The sequence below is a fragment of the Candidatus Equadaptatus faecalis genome (assembly GCA_018065065.1).
Taxonomy (GTDB): domain Bacteria; phylum Synergistota; class Synergistia; order Synergistales; family Synergistaceae; genus Equadaptatus; species Equadaptatus faecalis.
Genome location: JAGHTZ010000052.1, coordinates 1 through 18,173, shown reverse-complemented (window position 1 = coordinate 18,173; position 18,173 = coordinate 1). Strand labels below are relative to the sequence as shown.

Annotated in this window: 19 protein-coding genes and 1 rRNA gene; 14 read left to right on the top strand and 6 right to left on the bottom strand. The window is 47.1% G+C overall.

Going from position 1 to position 18,173, the window contains the following annotated elements:
- Positions 1-5 precede the first annotated feature (5 nt).
- The 14 genes from mazG (at position 6) to KBS54_04185 (ending at position 13,853) form a co-directional block, all read left to right on the top strand.
- Positions 6-821, top strand: a complete 816-nt coding sequence (gene mazG, locus KBS54_04250) for a nucleoside triphosphate pyrophosphohydrolase (protein MBQ0055341.1) — start codon at positions 6-8, stop codon at positions 819-821.
- 30 nt (positions 822-851) lie between these two features.
- Positions 852-1,085, top strand: a complete 234-nt coding sequence (locus tag KBS54_04245) for a NifU family protein (protein ID MBQ0055340.1) — start codon at positions 852-854, stop codon at positions 1,083-1,085.
- 5 nt (positions 1,086-1,090) lie between these two features.
- Positions 1,091-2,068, top strand: coding sequence for a PhoH family protein (locus tag KBS54_04240; protein ID MBQ0055339.1), 978 nt, complete (start codon positions 1,091-1,093; stop codon positions 2,066-2,068).
- Complete coding sequence (locus tag KBS54_04235) at positions 2,037-4,112, top strand: HDIG domain-containing protein (protein ID MBQ0055338.1); 2,076 nt, start codon at positions 2,037-2,039, stop codon at positions 4,110-4,112. Before KBS54_04240 ends, KBS54_04235 begins: the two co-directional genes overlap by 32 nt.
- Positions 4,102-4,602, top strand: a complete 501-nt coding sequence (gene ybeY / locus KBS54_04230) for an rRNA maturation RNase YbeY (protein MBQ0055337.1) — start codon at positions 4,102-4,104, stop codon at positions 4,600-4,602. The genes KBS54_04235 and ybeY overlap by 11 nt, the downstream gene beginning before the upstream one ends.
- The gene (gene era / locus KBS54_04225) at positions 4,599-5,513 is read left to right on the top strand and encodes a GTPase Era (protein ID MBQ0055336.1); all 915 of its coding nucleotides are present in this window, start codon (positions 4,599-4,601) and stop codon (positions 5,511-5,513) included. The genes ybeY and era overlap by 4 nt, the downstream gene beginning before the upstream one ends.
- On the top strand, positions 5,510-6,247 hold the full coding sequence (recO, locus tag KBS54_04220) for a DNA repair protein RecO (GenBank protein MBQ0055335.1): 738 nt from the start codon (positions 5,510-5,512) through the stop codon (positions 6,245-6,247). Before era ends, recO begins: the two co-directional genes overlap by 4 nt.
- Before the next feature lie 247 nt (positions 6,248-6,494).
- Positions 6,495-7,403, top strand: a complete 909-nt coding sequence (glyQ, locus tag KBS54_04215; GenBank protein MBQ0055334.1) for a glycine--tRNA ligase subunit alpha — start codon at positions 6,495-6,497, stop codon at positions 7,401-7,403.
- Positions 7,403-9,469, top strand: a complete 2,067-nt coding sequence (locus KBS54_04210; GenBank protein MBQ0055333.1) for a glycine--tRNA ligase subunit beta — start codon at positions 7,403-7,405, stop codon at positions 9,467-9,469. The genes glyQ and KBS54_04210 overlap by 1 nt, the downstream gene beginning before the upstream one ends.
- 82 nt (positions 9,470-9,551) lie before the next feature.
- Positions 9,552-10,550 (top strand): deoxyguanosinetriphosphate triphosphohydrolase, encoded by a 999-nt coding sequence (locus KBS54_04205; protein MBQ0055332.1) that lies wholly within the window; start codon positions 9,552-9,554, stop codon positions 10,548-10,550.
- Positions 10,551-10,600: 50 nt separating this feature from the next.
- Positions 10,601-12,499, top strand: a complete 1,899-nt coding sequence (locus tag KBS54_04200; GenBank protein MBQ0055331.1) for an oligopeptide transporter, OPT family — start codon at positions 10,601-10,603, stop codon at positions 12,497-12,499.
- Between the two features lie 19 nt (positions 12,500-12,518).
- The gene (locus KBS54_04195) at positions 12,519-12,959 is read left to right on the top strand and encodes a PqqD family protein (protein MBQ0055330.1); all 441 of its coding nucleotides are present in this window, start codon (positions 12,519-12,521) and stop codon (positions 12,957-12,959) included.
- Positions 12,868-13,494 carry a Vat family streptogramin A O-acetyltransferase gene (locus tag KBS54_04190; GenBank protein ID MBQ0055329.1) on the top strand — a complete coding sequence of 209 codons (627 nt, stop codon included), beginning with the start codon at positions 12,868-12,870 and terminating at the stop codon, positions 13,492-13,494. Before KBS54_04195 ends, KBS54_04190 begins: the two co-directional genes overlap by 92 nt.
- A 2-nt stretch (positions 13,495-13,496) precedes the next feature.
- Positions 13,497-13,853 carry an arsenate reductase family protein gene (locus KBS54_04185; protein MBQ0055328.1) on the top strand — a complete coding sequence of 119 codons (357 nt, stop codon included), beginning with the start codon at positions 13,497-13,499 and terminating at the stop codon, positions 13,851-13,853.
- A gap of 30 nt (positions 13,854-13,883) precedes the next feature.
- Here KBS54_04185 and KBS54_04180 read toward each other — a convergent pair whose 3' ends face one another.
- From KBS54_04180 to rrf, 6 genes are all read right to left on the bottom strand, one after another.
- Complete coding sequence (locus KBS54_04180) at positions 13,884-14,309, bottom strand: EamA family transporter (GenBank protein ID MBQ0055327.1); 426 nt, start codon at positions 14,307-14,309, stop codon at positions 13,884-13,886.
- A 122-nt stretch (positions 14,310-14,431) separates the two neighbouring features.
- A complete protein-coding gene (locus tag KBS54_04175; protein MBQ0055326.1) occupies positions 14,432-14,965 on the bottom strand; it encodes a hypothetical protein in 534 nt (177 codons plus the stop codon).
- Positions 14,966-14,969: 4 nt separating this feature from the next.
- Entirely contained in the window at positions 14,970-15,920 is a 951-nt protein-coding gene (locus KBS54_04170; protein MBQ0055325.1) for a hypothetical protein, read from the bottom strand.
- Positions 15,921-15,950: 30 nt separating this feature from the next.
- Positions 15,951-16,442 carry a prepilin-type N-terminal cleavage/methylation domain-containing protein gene (locus KBS54_04165; protein MBQ0055324.1) on the bottom strand — a complete coding sequence of 164 codons (492 nt, stop codon included), beginning with the start codon at positions 16,440-16,442 and terminating at the stop codon, positions 15,951-15,953.
- 14 nt (positions 16,443-16,456) lie between these two features.
- Positions 16,457-17,668 (bottom strand): type II secretion system F family protein, encoded by a 1,212-nt coding sequence (locus KBS54_04160; protein ID MBQ0055323.1) that lies wholly within the window; start codon positions 17,666-17,668, stop codon positions 16,457-16,459.
- 127 nt (positions 17,669-17,795) lie between these two features.
- A 5S ribosomal RNA gene (rrf, locus tag KBS54_04155) occupies positions 17,796-17,911 on the bottom strand.
- Between the last annotated feature and the right edge of the window lie 262 nt (positions 17,912-18,173).

Below are 18,173 nucleotides of genomic sequence, written 5' to 3'. Positions count from 1 at the left end.
GGACGATGAGCGATAAGGCAAGAAACGCGGAAGAGTTCAACAGACTGCTCGACATTATGAAAAGACTGCGTGCGCCCGGAGGCTGCCCGTGGGACAGAGAGCAGGATTATCTTTCGCTCAGGCGTTACATTATAGAAGAGGCGTACGAGCTTGTTGAAGCAATAGAGAGCGGCGATCTGGACAATATGACCGAAGAATGCGGCGACCTTTTGCTTCAGGTAGTTTTTGTGTCGGCGATAGCCGAGGAGCGCGGGGATTTTGACGTGTGCGACGTTATGAATTACATAAGCAGCAAGCTTGTGCGCAGACATCCTCACGTTTTCGGCGGCGTATCCGTTGAAAACAGCGACGACGTGCTCAAAAACTGGGAAAAGATAAAGTCAACGGAGCGCAAAGAAAAGAAAAAGGACGATTCCGTCATCGCCGGAGTTCCAAGGGCACTTCCCGCACTGCTTCGGTCTTTCAGAATACAGGAACGTGCTGCCAAGGTAGGCTTCGACTGGCCGAAAAATCATATAGAGGACGTGCTTGCCAAGGTGGACGAAGAGGTTGCCGAGGTTAAAGAAGCTATAGCCTCAGGAAACAGGGAAGCAATTGCGGACGAAATCGGCGACGTGCTTTTCATCGTCACCAATCTTGCAAGACACCTCAAGACAGACCCCGAAATCGCGCTGCACCAAGCGACTGACAAATTTGCCGGACGTTTCAGGCTCGTAGAAAAAGCGGTGCAGGAAAGCGGTAAAAATTGGGATGATTTCAGTCTCGAAGAACTGGATAATTTATGGAAAGCGGCAAAAAAGAAACTATGCGCTGAACAGTAACGGCGCAGGACACTAAAAGGAGAGACAAAAATGACAACCGAAGAAAAAATCCAGAAAGTAATCGACGAAAAAATAACTCCGGCGCTTCAGACACACGGCGGAGACGTAACCTTTGAGAATTTTGACGAAGAAACAGGAATTCTCACAGTATCGCTTATCGGCGCCTGCGGCACGTGCCCGTATGCACAGGAAACGCTCCGCATGACGGTCGAAGCGGTTATTATGGAAGACGTACCGGAGGTCAAAGAAGTACGCCGCGCGTAACTGCAATGGACAAGGAACTTACGCCCCTGCTTTCGCATAACGAATCGATAGTGCAGCTGCTTGCCTCGCGCGAGGAAATTTTGCGCATGGTGGAGCAGAGCTTTCCTGTCAAAATTTTTGCCCGCGGTGATTCGCTTGAAATACGCGGGGACGACAAGGAACTCACAACGCGCATCGAAGACCTGCTTACGCAGTTCGCGGAGCTTACGCTGAACGGACAGAAGCTCAGCAGCGCAGAAATCCGCTACGGACTGCATCAGATAGGCAAGGGGGAGCGCATTAATCTGCGCTCGCTTTACGACGACGTTATATGCGTAAGCAACAAGGGTAAGCCCATACGTCCCTACACAAACGGGCAGAAGGAATATATTTCCGCAATAAGGGAGAACGACATCACCTTCGCGATAGGTCCGGCGGGGACGGGTAAAACCTATCTTGCGGTTGCGCAGGCAGTTGCGTTTCTTAAATCCGGCAAAGTCAACAGGCTTATACTTGTCCGTCCCGTCGTTGAAGCGGGAGAGAAACTCGGTTATCTTCCGGGCGGTTTGAATGACAAGGTTGAGCCGTATCTGCGCCCGATTTACGACGCTTTTTACAATCTGATACCGGCTGAAAAATTCAACCGATATTTTGAAAAAGGGGTAATAGAGCTTGCGCCGCTTGCCTACATGAGAGGCAGAACCCTTGACGACAGCTTCATCATTCTTGACGAGGCACAGAATACTACTCCGGAACAGATGAAAATGTTCCTTACCCGCCTCGGCTTCGGATCAAAGGCGGTAATCACCGGAGACATTACTCAGGTTGACCTTCCGGGCAACAAGGAATCAGGGCTCAGGATTATACGCGACATTCTGAAAGACATTGAAGGCATAGCCTTCGTAAATCTTACAAACAGCGACGTTGTACGTCACGAGATAGTGCAGCGCATCGTAAAGGCGTATGAGGAATATGACGAGAGAAGAAGACAGCAGAACGCTTAAACTAATCCGGGAGCAGCTATCTTTCCGGAGTTTGTTTGCCAAAGAGCGCAGGCATTATATGCTTTTCAGGATAATTCTCCTTGTATCCGCGTTTCTTCTTATAACCGGAAACTGGTATCTGTTCGAGCGCAAAACAAATTACAGGACGGGCTATCCTTCGCCCAAAACCTATTTTGCAATCAGTTCGGCTGTTTACGAAGACAGGGAAGCCACAAAAGAACTGCGCGAGCGTGCCGCTTCGCGCATAGTTGACGTGGTCGCGAAGGACGAGAAGAAGGCCTCGACAGTCACCCGTAATCTTACGGCTTTCAAAACAGGCAGCTATTCCGGAATTTTGAGCGAAGAACTCGCGGAGCTTTTCAAATCCCTGCCGGCGGCTTCAAGACGCAGCATTACAAAAGAAGTCCTGAGACTCGGAAGAGAGATAGGCTCCCGCGCAGAGGACGCAGACGAACAGTCTGCAATGATATGGCACGAACTGAAATCGGTTCAGCTGTCTCAGGCAGACAAAAACGTTATTTATCAGATACTCAACTCGCTGCTGAGCCCGTACGTTCTGCACGACAGCGAAATGACGGAACGCCTGAAAAGCGACATAGCGTCTCACATTCCCGCTGTTGTCAGAAATATCCAGCCCGGCGCGGTGCTTGTGCAGAAAGGGCAGATAGTTACAAAGCAAAACGCCTCGATTCTGCGTGCACAGGGCTATTCTTCCGCATCTTTCCCGATACATCAGATAATTTTCGTGCTGCTGATAATAGCAGTATGGAGCATCTGGCCGGTATGGATAGAAAACGGACTGAGACAGAGACTGACGCAGTCTGAATGGATGTACACCGCTGCGGTTCTTGTCCTGACCTGGCTGCTTGAAACAGTTTTCGCCCGCCTGAACGGCGGCTACGCAATGGCTGTATTGGGCTTGACCGGATGGCTCTGTCTGACGCTTCCAGTATCGCTTTCCTACCACCTGATACTCGGCGGCGGCACCATAAGCGTTCTTATAGCCTTCAACAACAACCAGACGCTTGTTGCTCTCGGTTTCCTGCTGGCTCTTTTCTCGGCAGGCATAGGCAGGATTATGTTTATCGATTATCCGGGCAGGAGAGGCTCAATTTGGAAAAGACTTTTCCTTTTGGGTATTCTTCTCGGAATTATCACACTCTTTGTAAACTGGGGCGCAGGAATGCCCTTAAACTACAAACAGACGGTCAACCTGTTCATGTTTTCAGCCGTATGGAGCACTCTTGTAATTGCCCTGCTTCCGATATGGGAAACCGTGTTCGACGTAATATCTTCGCTGCGCCTGCTTGAACTCTGCGACCAGTCTCAGCCCCTGCTTAAAAGACTTCAGCTTGAAGCGCCCGGTACCTATCATCACACGCTTATGACAGGAAATCTCGCCCTTGCGGCGGCTGACAAGCTTAAGCTTAACGGCGCCCTTATCAGGGCGGGAGCCTATTATCACGATATAGGCAAACTCAAAAATCCGCGGTATTTTATCGAAAATCAGCTTAACGGAGAAAACCTGCACGACAATCTGCAGCCTGTTCTGTCCGCGCAGATTATCATATCGCACGTCAGGGAAGGTCTGGAAATAGCCTCAGCCAGCAGACTTCCCAAGTCTCTCTGCCGCTTTATAGCGGAGCACCACGGGACAACCGTAATGAAATATTTCTACAACAAGGCTGCCGCGCTCGGCGAGGATGTAATTCTTCCTCAGTTCACCTACCCGGGTCCCAAGCCGCAGTCCATGGAAACTGCGCTTGTAATGCTTGCAGACTCTGTGGAAGCGGCGCTGAAAGCACGCAACAAACCGTTTGAAACCGAAGAGGAAATCCGCTCTATCGTCGAATCGGTCGTACGCTCGAAAATTGACGAAGGACAGCTCGACAACGCGGAATTTACACTCAGGGAAATGCAGATTATAAAAGATACGTTCACCTCTGTACTGGTTTCTATATATCATTCGCGCGAAGTGTCAGAAATAGAGGACATCGTACAGAAAATCAAGGACGAAAAAGGCAGCGCGGCTGATGAAGATTAACGTACAGAAGAACAGTTTTCCCGAAAATTTCGGCATAAAAGATACACACGGATTTATTTCGGCAGTTGAAAAACTGGGGCAGGCAAAGCTTGAAGAGCTGAAACTCGTTCCGGAACACACCTCTGAAATATCCTTTGCCCTCACCTTTGCGGACAAAGAAGAAATGCGTGCCGTCAATTTCCGTTACAGGGAAGTGGACGCGCCTACGGACGTCCTCTCGTTTCCTCTCTGGGAAAACGAAGAGGGGCTGTATATACCTCCGGAAGACTGGCAGGAACTGCCGCTTGGCGATGTGCTTGTCTGTCCTGAGGTTGTAATATCCAATGCTGCTGAAAACAGCAAACAGCCCGCCGAAGAGCTTGCTCTCGTAATATTTCACGCAATGCTTCACCTGACAGGCTTCGACCACGACACGGAAGAACGCAGGAAAGAAATGTGGGAGCTTCAGGACGGGCTTGTTGAACAGCTTATGAAGGAACTGAAACAATGACGAACAAACCTGTACACTGCGGCTTTATTGCCCTGCTCGGACGTCCCAACGTCGGAAAATCCTCGCTCATAAACGCGCTGCTCAGGGAAAAAGTCGCCGCAGTTTCGCCGAAAGCGCAGACAACGCGAAACGCTGTGCGCTGTATTCTCACTGACGATACAAAACAGATAATTTTTGTTGATACCCCCGGCATGCATATTCCGAAGCACGCCCTCGGGGAATTTATGCTGCACGAAATCACGGAATCCCTTATGTGCGTTGATGCCGTTTGTTTTGTCGTTGAAGCCGGCGACAGGACAATAGGCTCCAAAGAAAAAATGATAGCCGATATGTTAGCGCAGATAAATATTCCGGTCGTTATGGCTCTGAACAAGACAGATCTGCTGGACAAAACAGAGCTTTACAAAAAAACTGCCGAAATATACGAAAAAGCGCTGAAACCGTCCGCAATCATACCTGTTTCGGCTGCGACAGGCGAAAACCTGACGCTTTTGGCAGACGAAATAGCCAAAGTGCTTCCCGTGCAGGATCCGGTATATCCGCCTGACATGCTCATGGACTCAACCGAGAAATTTCTTGCGGCAGAGGTTATACGCGAAAAAGTGTTCAGGCTGACGGACGAAGAGGTTCCACACAGCGTTGCGGTCGTCATTGACGAATACAAAACGCCGGACGAATTCCCGAAGTTCAAAACCGCACGGATATCAGCGACAATCATTGTTGACCGTGCCGGACAGAAGGGAATAATAATCGGACGACAGGGCGGCAAACTCAAAGAAATCGGCTCCGCCGCCAGAAAAGAACTTGAAGAACGCACGGGCTGTCCCGTCTTTTTACAGCTTTGGGTAAAAGTAAAACCGAACTGGAGAAAATCCGAAGACGAACTCAGGCGTCTGGGGTACAGCTTTTGATACCTGACGCTAAAGAAAGCGAACTGCTCAAACAGGGCTATTACACAGCAAGCGGCACCGTTCTCAAACGGAAAGAGGGGCTGAAAAATTCCCAGTCCCTTCTGCTTTTTCTGAAAGGTTACGGAATAATGTGGGTTTCGGCGCCCTCAGGAAGCAAAAGCCGTTTCGCAGGGGCGGGCGAGCCTATGGTGTGGGGCAGTTATGAGCTGTACAAAAGCCCCGGTCGTTTTTACGTTAAAAGCGCCGAAATAAAAGAAGATTTTCTCAACGTGCGGAGCAGTCCCAAAAAACTGACAACTGCAGTCAGTCTTTACCGGCTTATCTCGCAGACAATTTATCAGGAACACGAAAACGACAAGGCTTTAAATCTGCTTTGGAGCTGTATGCTGCTGCTTAACAGCGGCTGTCCGGCTGAAACGGTAAAATTCAGGTTTATATGGCGTTTGCTGAAATATCTCGGACTTGCGCCGTCGCTCACAAACTGCGTCAGCTGCTCGGCTCCGCTGAACAATGCTTTTGCCGCGCACGACGGGCTTTTGTGTGAGAAATGCGCTGCCGCAGGGCACAAAATCAGCGCCGTGCAGCTTGCGGAACTTCAGGCGGCAGCCATGCTTCCGCAGGAAAAATTTGCCGAATGGGCAAAAGGCAGAGCAGGAGCGGACAATTCAGAATTTGAAATTTTTGAAGAATACGGCAGATACCTTAAATCGTTTTTCGCCGGACTGGGGTACTAATCCGCGGTTCTAAGTGTGTCTGTAAAGTTTCTTGTATTTTTATTTGACATTTGATAATTGGTAATTATACAAACGGACAGCAGCCGACAACCATTTTATTTGTGTTTTCCGAATTTTCGCTGCCGCGGTTGAAATATTCAAGCATTTTTTGTAAAATTATCCGGCAGACGCGTTGCGTTGTTTCTGTCGGGTGACGCTCTGTCTTTGTGGCTGTTTGAGTGTAATTAAGCCGAAGGGGGCATATACAGTGGATTTTCAGGAAATTATATTGCGGTTGAATGCCTATTGGGCATCGCAGGGCTGCATTATCCAGCAACCGTACGATATGGAGAAGGGCGCGGGTACAATGAACCCTGCGACGACTCTGCGCGTTCTCGGTCCAGAACCGTGGCGCGTTGCGTACGTTGAACCTTCAAGGCGTCCTACGGACGGACGCTACGGGGAGAACCCGAACAGACTGCAACACTATTATCAGTATCAGGTTATTATCCAGCCTGCGCCGGACAATATTCAGGAACTTTACATCAACAGTCTGAAAGCGCTCGGCATTGACCCTGCGGAGCATGACATACGCTTTGTCGAGGACGACTGGGAAAACCCGACGACGGGCGCATGGGGACTCGGCTGGGAGGTTTGGCTCGACGGTATGGAAGTAACGCAGTTCACCTATTTCCAGCAGATGGGCTCAATTGATATGGATATAGTTCCTTCCGAAATCACTTACGGACTTGAGCGTATAGCGATGTTCGTTCAGAAGGTTGAGAACGTTTACGACCTCAGCTGGGTGGGCGACGTTAAGTACGGCGACGTGCACCACAAGGGCGAAGTCGAACATTCTGCCTACAATTTTGAAATTGCCGATACAGATATGCTTTTCAAGCTTTTTAACATGTACGAAGCCGAAGCAAAGCACATTCTTGAAAAAGGTCTTGTGCTTCCCGCTTACGACTACGTTCTCAAATGCTCGCATTCTTTCAATCTGCTTGACGCGCGCAACGCCATAAGCGTTACGGAGCGCACCGGATATATCGGACGCGTTCGCGCGATAGCAAGCGCCTGCTGCAAAGCATATTTGAAGCAGCGCAGGGAAATGGGCTGGCCGCTCAACGGAAAATTCGGCACGCCCGCTTTTGAAACGGAAGGGGGAGAGCAGTAATGTCTGTTAAGGATCTGCTTTTTGAGATAGGAACCGAAGAAATTCCTGCCCGTTTTATGCCTAAGGCGCTTGAAGACCTCAGGACATACGCGGCGGAGGAGTTTTCGTCGCTGCATATAGACTGCGGAGAAATCAGCGCTGAGTGTACGCCGCGCCGTCTTGTGCTTTTCGTAAAAGACGTTGAAGAAGCACAGCAGGACAGCGTTGAGAGTTTCAGAGGCCCTGCAGCCAAGTTTGCTTTTGACGCTGACGGAAATCCCACGAAAGCCGCGGAAGGCTTTGCGCGCGGAAAAGGCCTCACAGTGGCAGAGCTCAGCAGACAGGACGTCAACGGTGTTGAATATCTTTTCGCCGAGGTCAGCACAAAGGGACAGAAGACGGAGGATATACTGCCTTCGCTGCTTACAAACGTCATAAACAAGCTTTCCTTCGGCAAGAGCATGTACTGGGCTGACCCTACGGTGCGTTTTGCGCGTCCGGTGCGCTGGCTGACAGCGCTTTTCGGCAGCGAAACAGTGCCCGTAACGTTCGGAAAGATCGCAAGCGGAAGAACAACCTGCGGCCACCGTTTCATGGGTTCAGGCGAAATAGAGCTTTCCTCTGCTGATGATTATGCAAAGGCTATGGAAGACAATTTTGTCGTTACCAATCCTGAAAAACGCAGGGAAATGATACTTTCAGGCATTGCGGAGATAGAGAAAGAACTCGGCGCCAAGGTTGAAATTGACCCTGACCTTCTTGAGGAGAACGTGTTCATCAACGAATATCCCGTACCGTTCTACGGCAGTTTTGACAAGTCATTCCTCGAAATACCGCAGGAGGTTCTTATTCTGACAATGGCTAAGAACCAGCGTTATTTCCCTGTGCATGACAAAGCGGGAAAGCTTATGCCGTACTTCATCGGCGTAAGCAACAACAAAGCAAAGGATATGAACGTAGTCCGCGAGGGCAACGAAAGAGTTTTGAGAGCCCGCCTTTATGACGCTGCCTTCTTCTGGAAAGAAGATTTGCAGAAATCAATTGACGCAATGGCTGACGAACTTAAAAACGTTACCTATCAGGTGCAGCTCGGTTCGGTCTACGACAAGGTTTCGCGCGTCAAAGAGCTTGCCGTTAAACTCGCTTCAATCCTCGGCAGGGACGACGTTAAGGAAGACGTTGCCCGCGCCGCAACGCTTGCAAAGTTCGACGTTGTTTCAAGCATGGTGTACGAATTCGCAGAAGTACAGGGCGTTATGGCAAGGGAATACGCCAAAAAAGCAGGGGAGAAGGAAGCTGTCGCAAACGCGCTTTACGAGCAGTATCTGCCTGTTTTTGCCGGCGACGCGCTGCCGTCGGGCATTATAGGGGCTGTACTCGGACTTGCTGAGCGTGCCGATACCATCGCCGCTATTTTCAAAATAGGACTTGAACCGACCTCGTCACAGGACCCGTACGGACTCCGCCGCGCCGCACGCTGCATAAACGAAATAATACTCGGGCTTAAACTCGACATTAACGTAAAAGAACTCATGGCAGAAGCAGCGAAACCTCTCGGACTTTCAGACGAAACGCTTGCTAAAATCAACGATTTCCTGTATCAGCGTCTGCAGGTTCAGTTCAAGGAAAAAGGACTCAGCCACGAGGCAGTTGTTCTCGCGCTCCAGACAATCGCTGAACGTCCGCTTCAGGCATACGCTATGGCAGAAACCCTGCAGAAGTTTGCGGGCGAAGAATGGTTCGCAGAACTCATCACCGCCGCCGTCCGCGTTAAAAACATCCTCGCCAAAGCTGAAAGTGAAAATATTCCGGCAGAAATCAACAGCGGCAAGCTTGTCGCGGACGCGGAAAAAGCTTTCGCAAAAGCGCTTGACGAGCTTACCGTGCCCGCCGAACAGGCTATCAAAGCCTGCGACTGGGAAAAACTGGCGGCAACTCTCGCACAGCTTGCCCCTGTCATCGCCAAGTTCTTTGAAGACGTGCTCGTTATGGACAAAGATTCTGAAATCCGCGCGAACAGACTTGCGCTTCTCGCAAAGAGCCAGAGCTTCTTTATGCTTATCGGGGATTTCAGTCTGCTGAAATAAACCGTGCAAATTTAACGCTGAAAAGGTATAATAACGGCGGAGGAAAACTCCGCCGTTATTGTTTTGAGCGGGAGGAAAAAATATGAACCCGAGAGAACATCAGGAAGAAATAGAGAAACAGACGCTTTCCGCTTCTGCGTGCCTTTCCGTAAATTCCAGAGGCAGGGAAAAAGCCGAGCCTGAATGTACTGTCAGAACCTGTTTTCAAAGAGACAGGGACAGAATTATACACAGCAAATCGTTCCGCAGACTGAAATACAAAACACAGGTTCTTCTGCTTCCCGAAGGCGATCATTACCGCACGCGCCTGACCCACACGCTTGAGGTTACGCAGATTGCCCGCACAATAGCACGTGCAATGAGGCTCAATGAAGACCTTGCTGAAGCAATAGCGCTGGGACATGACCTCGGGCACACGCCGTTCGGACACGTTGGAGAAAGAGTCCTTGACAAGCTTGCAAAAGAACACGGCCTCGGAGGCTTTCACCACGCGGCGCAAAGCCTGAGAGTTGTCGATAACATTGAAAAAAACGGAGAAGGACTGAACCTCACGTGGGAAGTCCGTATGGGAATAATACAGCACTCAAAAGGGCAGGTTGACGTACGCCTCGGCTACAATCTGGATAAACCGACAACCATGGAAGCGTGGGTGGTGCGCATATCCGATTCAATAGCATACGTTAACCATGACCTTGACGATGCGCTTCGCGCAGGCTTTTTTACCGAAGCTGACCTCCCGTCTGAAATTCTGCAGGGCATTGGATTGACACATTCGCAGAGGATAAACAGACTGATTATGAATCTGCTTGAAAACAGCACTGAAAAAGAGTTGAAATTCAGCGATGAGATGCTCGGTCATATAGAATTTCTGCGCAGATATCTCTATGACAACGTGTACCGCTGTCCGACGGCAGTTAAAGAAGATTCGCGCGTAGAATACGTGCTTACCGCGATTTTCAAGCATGAAATACAGAACGGACGTGCGCCGCAGGAGACGATTGACTTTGTTTCGGGTATGACCGACCGTTTTGCGCTTAATTATTTCAGCAGACTTTTTGTTCCGACACCATGGACAGATTAATACAATTATATATGACCTATAATATTTATAACATTTAAGGAGACGTACTCATGAGCGAAGAATTCAAACCCTACATACCTGCGGAGGAGAACAAAGCGGAACTCACCTTAACAGCCATAGTTCTCGGAATGTTTTTGGCTGTTGTATTCGGCGCAGCCAACGCTTATCTCGGTCTGAGGCTGGGAACGACAATATCCTCCTCAATTCCGGCGGCAGTTATCTCAATGGGCGTTATACGCGGACTGTTAAGGAGAAATTCAATTCTTGAAAACAATATTGTCCAGTCAATATCGTCTGCCGGCGGTTCTATCGCTTCCGGCGCAATCTTTACCATCCCTGTAATGTTCTTCTGGGCGCACGAGGGCACTGCTGAAATGCCGAGTATGCTCACAATAACGCTGCTTTCGCTCTGCGGAGGCTGTCTGGGCGTTTTCTTCATGGTTCCGCTCAGAAAAGCCCTGATCGTCAAGGAACATTTAACGCTGCCGTATCCGGAAGGAACAGCCTGCGCCAAGGTTTTGCTTGCCGGCGAAAATAAATCGTCCGGCGGAAAAGTTTTGTTCAGAGGCATTTCGCTTGCTGCGGTTTTTAAACTTTTGACCAACGCATTCTGCGTTGTGCCTGAAACAATCGGAGTCAACATAAAAGGATTGCGGACAAAAATATCGGTTGACCCGTCTGCAGCTTTTATCGGCGTAGGTTACATCTGCGGTCCGAGAGTTGCTTCATATCTGTTTTCCGGCGGTTTGTTCGCGTGGTTCGTTTTAATTCCGGCTATAACGCTTTTTGGCTCTGATACCGTATTGTACCCCGGAACGGTTAAAATTTCCGAACTCTACGCAGCAGGAGGGCCTTCTGCCGTATGGACAAACTATATCCGCTATATCGGGGCGGGAGCCATTGCCTCTGCCGGAATTATCAGCCTTTGCAAGAATATACCGACAATAGCCGGAACCTTCGTTAAATCTTTAACAGGACTGAAACAGGAACGCAATGAAATAAGCGCCGACAACGGTGCGAGAACCGATCAGGATTTGAGCGGCAAGATTTTGATTGCGGGCATTGTGCTTACAGCCCTTGTTCTTTGGTTTACGCCTCAAATCCCTGTAGCTTTAGTTGGAACGATTCTCATCATCATTTTCGGCTTTTTCTTCAGCTGCGTTTCTGCGAGAATGGTCGGTCTGATAGGCTCTACAAACAATCCGACGTCGAGTATGACCATAGCTACCCTTATTATTTCAACAGGAATTTTGAAACTTACGGGAGACAGCGGCTTTCACGGAATGATGACCTCCATAACCATAGGCGCCGTTATATGCACAATCGCAAGCATGGCAGGCGATACATCGCAGGATCTCAAAACGGGCTATATACTTGGCGCGACCCCCAAAAAACAGCAGATATCCGAATTCTTCGGTGTCGCTGTAACGTCGGTTTTCGTCGGCGGAATTCTCGTCCTTCTCGAAAAGGCTTGGGGACTTGGAAGTCAGCAGCTTCCGGCGCCTCAGGCAACCATGATGAAAATGATTATTGAAGGAATGATGCAGGGCAGTCTGCCGTGGGACTTAATCTTTATCGGCGTATTTATCACGCTTGTGACAGAATTGCTGCGGATACCGTCAATGCCCTTTGCGCTTGGAATTTATCTGCCGCTGAACCTCACTGCGGCTATGATGTGCGGCGGAGTTGCACGTCTGCTTGTGGATAACTACAAGGGAAAAACAGGAACCACAACAACGTCTGAAAATGACAACGGAGTGCTTTTCTGTTCTGGTCTGATAGCGGGGGAGGGAATTATCGGGGTTCTGCTTGCATTTTTGGCAATAACGGAAATCCTTCCGCGTATCAACCTGTCCGCGGCTGTTAATACGGGCATGATCGGTGGTATCGTCGTTCTCTCGCTGATTATGCTCTCAATATTCAAAACAGCAGTCTCAAAAAAGAACTGAGACTTTTGAGGCTCATAATGTGAGCAAAAAAACAGAACAACGCAATTTCCTTGACATTGTATTTTCTCGCAATATGGACTTAAAATGGGAAACAGACAATGACGGGATTGTAACAATTTTTGTCCCAAACCGCGGTTTTTGGAACAATTTAGCCCAAAAACTGTTTCACAAGGCTGAGGTTTCAAAGCTGACGCTTGATATTTTGGGCAGTTTTATATGGATAAAAATTGACGGAAACAGAGATATTTGCAGTATAGGGCAAGCTTTAAAAGAAAATTTCGGCGATTCAGCCGAACCTCTTTACGAAAGACTGACAGCCTTTATAAGACAACTTGAACGCAACGGACTGATAGAAAGGAAAGATAAACATGTATCCAAATTCGGCGCTGCAAAGAATTTGCTACATCAAAAATGTTGTGAAAAATCCGAATATAATCATCGGAGATTACACCTATTATGATGATCCCAACGGGGCAGAGGATTTTGAAAAACACGTCACGCATCATTATGATTTTATCGGCGACAAACTGATTATCGGCAAATTCTGTTCCATAGCAAGCGGTATTGAATTTATCATGAACGGCGCGAATCACCGTATGGACGCTGTAACAACCTACCCGTTCTATATTATGGGCGGAGAATGGGGAAGTGCTGTGGCTCCAATTAAAGACGAGCTTCCGCTTAAAGGCGACACAGTTGTCGGAAACGACGTTTGGATAGGGCAAAACGTAACAGTTCTGCCCGGAGTACATATTGGTGATGGTGCAATAATCGGCGCCAATTCCGTTGTAACCGGCGATATTCCCCCGTATTCAGTTGCAGCGGGAAATCCATGCAGAGTGCGTAAAACAAGATTTGACAAGGAACTTGTTGACTATCTGCTAAAACTTAAGTGGTGGGATTGGGATATTGATAAAATCAACCACAATCTTGATGCACTTTGCAGCGGTGATTTGGACAAAATTAGAAATATCAGTAACAAGAAAGGAAAATAACTATGTCAATAATATTTTTATGCTATCCGAAATGCACGACCTGCCAGAAAGCGAAAAAATGGCTTGAGACAAACGGAATTGACTTCAAGGAAAGAGATATTAAGGAAGAAAATCCGGACGTGGAAGAATTGAGAAAATGGCACAGAATCAGCGGTCTGCCGCTCAAAAAGTTCTTCAACACAAGCGGTCTGCTTTACAAAGAATTGTGCTTAAAGGATAAACTGCCTGAAATGAGCGAAGCGGAGCAGTTTAAACTGCTTGCTTCCAACGGTATGCTCGCAAAACGCCCTATGCTGATAGGCGAAAAATTTGTTTTAGTCGGCTTCAAAGAAAAAGAATGGGCAGAAAAATTAAGATAAACATAAAACGTTACTTTTATTATAAGACATCTATTGTTTATTTATGAAATAAAGTCCCGCAAGGCACATCAATATACCAATTAATTTCGTATAGGTCAGCTGCTCGTTAAAAAGCAGCCGCCCCGTAAACATAAGAGCAACGGCAATAATGGAGCTTTCCACCAAATAACCGGTATTAATATTCCAGCCGACTTTGTACATGTAAATATTTCCGACCTCAAGACCGACAATCGCAAAGCCGAACACAAACGTAGTCCAGCTGACGTTTTTAAATTCGTTTAAAAGGCTGCTGTCCTTGAACAGTGAAAGAAAAACAATAAGCGTCACAAGAGTGCCTGTTAAATAGGTGACAATTATAGAAGCAAAGGGATTTAATCCTTTTGGAGTAAGTTTTGCGCAAATATGATAGAAAACGGTTGAGACTGCAACTGTCAAAATCGGCCAATAGGTTGACATCTTAAAACTCTCCTGATTATTTTTGCTTAAAACCGCCGCATGGTAATTTTACATCAGCCGCAATTTTTAATATATATAATCCAACATAAGATACATTATAGGACATTATTACAATATCTCTTTTATTTCCCTAAATCCGTTTTGTACTGCTTTTCGTTCCAAGTCCACTTAATCCCTGTTTCATCAATCGCAACAACTTTGCCTCTCTCAAATATGTTCATTCCGGGAACAACGATAATTCCTTCCGCGAGATTTTTTATATTGATACACGCAGCCGTTTTATTTTCAGATTTCATAACCGCAACAATTTGGATTTCGGGAGGCTGTTCAGCATCGTATTCGGGAACTTTATCAGGAAATTTATCGGGCATAATATTTTCTGCCGTGACATTTGCCTTTTTATTATCCGAAACCGCGCCGTGTTTGCCGTTTTGTTCCGAAAGCTTGGCTACCGCGGTATTTTCCGCTTTTTTCAGCCTGATTTCAACGTCCGCGGCTTCTTTGTTTGCTCTGACTAATTCAACTGCCTTATGGGAAACAAGAAAAACACAAACTGCGACAGCCGCCGCAAAACATACCCGCAAGAATCGGCTCGGACTGCCATTGATAAGCTTTTCCTTTTTATGGCTGCTTAATAAATTTAATTTGGCAACCATCCCGCTATACGTCGAAATGACGCAGGGCAAGCCCCAGAGGTATGTCCCACTGACTGTTTTTATTATCAATGTTTATCATTTCAATGCTGTTCAATTCCATTACGTTCAGGCAGTCAAACTTAAGAGGCGCAAGCTGCGTTTGCAAAGCCTGGCACAGACGGTAATCTGTCGAAGGTCCGAGCAGCACGGCCGATTTTGCAGCGATTTTGGTCTCCGCATAGGCTTCGTCAAGAAATCTCCTGATTTCTTTAGTGAGAACATTGATTTTAAACTCCTCTGAAACTTCTCCGGCAGGGTTTTGAGCGTCAGTATAATTGTTAAAATACGAAGAACGGTAGAAAATTCCGTTATTATGCCAAAACAGAATGTACTGTATAAATTGTCCTTCAGCGTAGATAAACATCACGGTTTCACCATGCCCCGAATATAAAGAAACAGCTCTCTCTATTGCTATCTGCGCAGGTTCAACACACTCAATACTGAATCCATACGTACGGGCGGCATCAGAGAGAGCTTCTATTTTCGCCTTTCGGGCAACGACGGCAAGATAATGTCTTCCTTCATACTGTTCAGCAAACGGAAAATCAACGTCAGCAACGTCAAACACGGCTTCACCGCTGCTGACAGGAAAAAAATTTTCTATTTCATATCGGAGAGAAAGCCTTGCGTCAGTTAATTCCATCGGCATATAAAGCAGCTTTAGCATAGTTTCCGACACAGGCAGAGACACGGACAACGACGCTTTATTCTTCGCAAAGCCGCTGAGCTTGTGAAATATTTCTCCGTACGGGTTTTCTTTTGATTTTTCTTCAAAAGTGTCTGAAATTGCAGAGCTTATCATATATCCATTCTTACCGCGTTCAAGCAGCACATACTTGAATACCCCGTTTTGAACAGTTAAACCGGCGCCAAAATCATCCGTATTTTTTTTGCTGAATAAAGCTTTAAAATCCATTGTTATATCTCATATCCCAAAAATATTTTTTTACTGCCCCTGTGGCGAATTTGTGACTTTCATAAAGACCTCTTCTCCGCCGCTGTACAGCGAGGCATTAACGGCATTTGAGGCGTACAGTGCAGAATTTGAGGCCATTTTTTTCAGTTTATTTTTTACTCCGTCGGACATTGCCGCCGAATCGGAATAACTCACAACACAGGAATTTTCACCCGCAGTCGGAGCATAAATCTTGTAGCCTTTTTCAGGAATTTTATCAAGATAAGATTCAATGTTTTTCTTTGTGCCTTCATCAGTACTCTGCACACCGTCAAAAACAACATTTTCGGAAGGCCATTGCCCATTGTCAGCATAATACATTACACATGCCGCTTTAAGACTGCGCAGATTGGAAACAATTTTTGAGGCGTTTGCCTTGTCTGTCGCGGAAGAAACAGAGAGCATCAGCGTTCCTGTCAGGGCACCGATAATAACAATTACCATAAGCATTTCAATAAGCGTGAAACCGGAATGTCTTTTCATAAGAAAATATCCCCTTAAATAAGATTTTTTATAGCGCTGACTATCGGCAGATAGGAGGCGAACAGCATTACGCCTACGATCAAACTGACTAAAACTATCAGCACCGGTTCAATCACCGACTGCAAAACGGACGTCATATTATCAACGTCTTCCTCGTAGAGCAAGGCAATTTCAAGAAATTTGCCGGACAAATGCCCCGTTTCCTCCCCGATTTTAACGAGCTGCCCCACCACAGGAGGTATATTCGTCATTCGACACGTCACATTATACAGCGATTTACCCTTTTCCGCGGACAAATAAAATTCATCAAAAATTTCTTTTACCTTAACGTTGGCAGCAGTCTCTCCCGCAAGCTTCAAAGCACGCAGCATATCAACACCCGCAGACAAAAGAATGCCCAGAGTCCTGCAGCTTCTTGCCATTGAAGCTTTGTATAAAACTTTGCCGAAAAGCGGTATGCGAAGCTTGACTTTATCGCAAAATTCATTAAAAGCAGTGTATCTGCTGAAATATTTTCCGGCGGCGGCAAACACAAAAAACGACAGAGGAACAAAATACCAAAAGTTTCTTATAAAATTTCCAAACGTGAAAACAAACAGGGTAAAGCGTGGTATTTCAATTTTGAGCTGTTTAAAACTGTTTTCGAACTGCGGCAGGACAAACACTGACATCAGCACAAGAACAAGCAGCGTGACGCAGAGTACAAGCACAGGATATATTAACGCGCCAACAACTTTTTTCTTCAAATCATATTGTTTTTTCAGAAATTCAGAAATTCTCAGCAGGCTGTCGCCAAGTCTGCCCGCTTCTTCACCGGCGTGCATCAGGGCAACTTCCAGTTTTCCGAACACTTTCTGCTTTTCAAAAGAATCTGCCGCCGATATACCTGACCTTATATCTTTCAAAAGTACTTCCGCAGCAGAACGCAGCACGCTGTCCGAAGTTTGCTCTGAAAGAAGCTTTACTGACGTATCCATCGGAATGCCGGAGCCAAGCAACAGAGAAAACTGCTTAAAAAACAGGCTCTTTGCTTTAAGAGATACACTGTTGTCAAGAGTATTCAGAAAATTTCCGAAAGCGGAAAAGAAACCGTTCTTTTCCGAAATATCAACAGGATACCATCCATTGGAACGTATTGTTTCAATGACTTCCTTTTCGCTTTCCGCCGAAATATAGCCTGTTTCAGTCTTTCCGTCTTTTGTTTTTGCCCTGTAATGAAATCTCATTCCATACTGCCTGTGTCTAATAATCTGTTCAGTTGTTTAATTATAGCTTATATCACAAATTCCGTCACATACAAATAGCACACAAAAAAGCAAACAGGGAAGACGAAAATCTTCCCTGTTGAAAAAGGCTCGGCGGCGACCTACTCTCCCACAGATACCCTCTGCAGTACCATCGGCGATGGGGAGCTTAACTGCCGGGTTCGGCATGGGACCGGGTGTGTCCTCCCCTCTATGGCCACCGAAAACTCTGTATGGCTTTGCTTTTTGGCAGATGGCTTAAGTTTTCTTGTACGTCATCTTTTCTTTCAGATGCCTCAAGTACTCTCGTATGTCTCGTACGTCTTTTCGCCTTCCGCTTCAGCCTAACTTGCTCGGTTGGTAGTTCAATTTTAACACGCTTTTTCTTCAGCGCAATAAGGATTTATGAGGTTAAGGCCTCGGTGTATTAGTATTGGTCAGCTCAAAGGGCGTTACCCTCTTACACTCCCAACCTATCAATCCGGTA

Excerpts from the sequence above, each read along its gene's own strand:
- KBS54_04205 (MBQ0055332.1), top strand. The coding sequence starts at position 9,552 with ATGAACCCGAGAGAACATCAGGAAGAAATAGAGAAACAGACGCTTTCC.
- KBS54_04210 (MBQ0055333.1), top strand. The coding sequence starts at position 7,403 with ATGTCTGTTAAGGATCTGCTTTTTGAGATAGGAACCGAAGAAATTCCT.
- KBS54_04160 (MBQ0055323.1), bottom strand. The coding sequence starts at position 17,668 with ATGAGATTTCATTACAGGGCAAAAACAAAAGACGGAAAGACTGAAACA.
- era (MBQ0055336.1), top strand. The coding sequence starts at position 4,599 with ATGACGAACAAACCTGTACACTGCGGCTTTATTGCCCTGCTCGGACGT.
- KBS54_04235 (MBQ0055338.1), top strand. The coding sequence starts at position 2,037 with ATGACGAGAGAAGAAGACAGCAGAACGCTTAAACTAATCCGGGAGCAG.
- KBS54_04200 (MBQ0055331.1), top strand. The coding sequence starts at position 10,601 with ATGAGCGAAGAATTCAAACCCTACATACCTGCGGAGGAGAACAAAGCG.
- KBS54_04245 (MBQ0055340.1), top strand. The coding sequence starts at position 852 with ATGACAACCGAAGAAAAAATCCAGAAAGTAATCGACGAAAAAATAACT.
- KBS54_04165 (MBQ0055324.1), bottom strand. The coding sequence starts at position 16,442 with ATGAAAAGACATTCCGGTTTCACGCTTATTGAAATGCTTATGGTAATT.
- KBS54_04190 (MBQ0055329.1), top strand. The coding sequence starts at position 12,868 with ATGTATCCAAATTCGGCGCTGCAAAGAATTTGCTACATCAAAAATGTT.
- ybeY (MBQ0055337.1), top strand. The coding sequence starts at position 4,102 with ATGAAGATTAACGTACAGAAGAACAGTTTTCCCGAAAATTTCGGCATA.
- KBS54_04240 (MBQ0055339.1), top strand. The coding sequence starts at position 1,091 with ATGGACAAGGAACTTACGCCCCTGCTTTCGCATAACGAATCGATAGTG.
- KBS54_04175 (MBQ0055326.1), bottom strand. The coding sequence starts at position 14,965 with ATGGTTGCCAAATTAAATTTATTAAGCAGCCATAAAAAGGAAAAGCTT.
- KBS54_04185 (MBQ0055328.1), top strand. The coding sequence starts at position 13,497 with ATGTCAATAATATTTTTATGCTATCCGAAATGCACGACCTGCCAGAAA.
- KBS54_04180 (MBQ0055327.1), bottom strand. The coding sequence starts at position 14,309 with ATGTCAACCTATTGGCCGATTTTGACAGTTGCAGTCTCAACCGTTTTC.
- KBS54_04170 (MBQ0055325.1), bottom strand. The coding sequence starts at position 15,920 with ATGGATTTTAAAGCTTTATTCAGCAAAAAAAATACGGATGATTTTGGC.
- mazG (MBQ0055341.1), top strand. The coding sequence starts at position 6 with ATGAGCGATAAGGCAAGAAACGCGGAAGAGTTCAACAGACTGCTCGAC.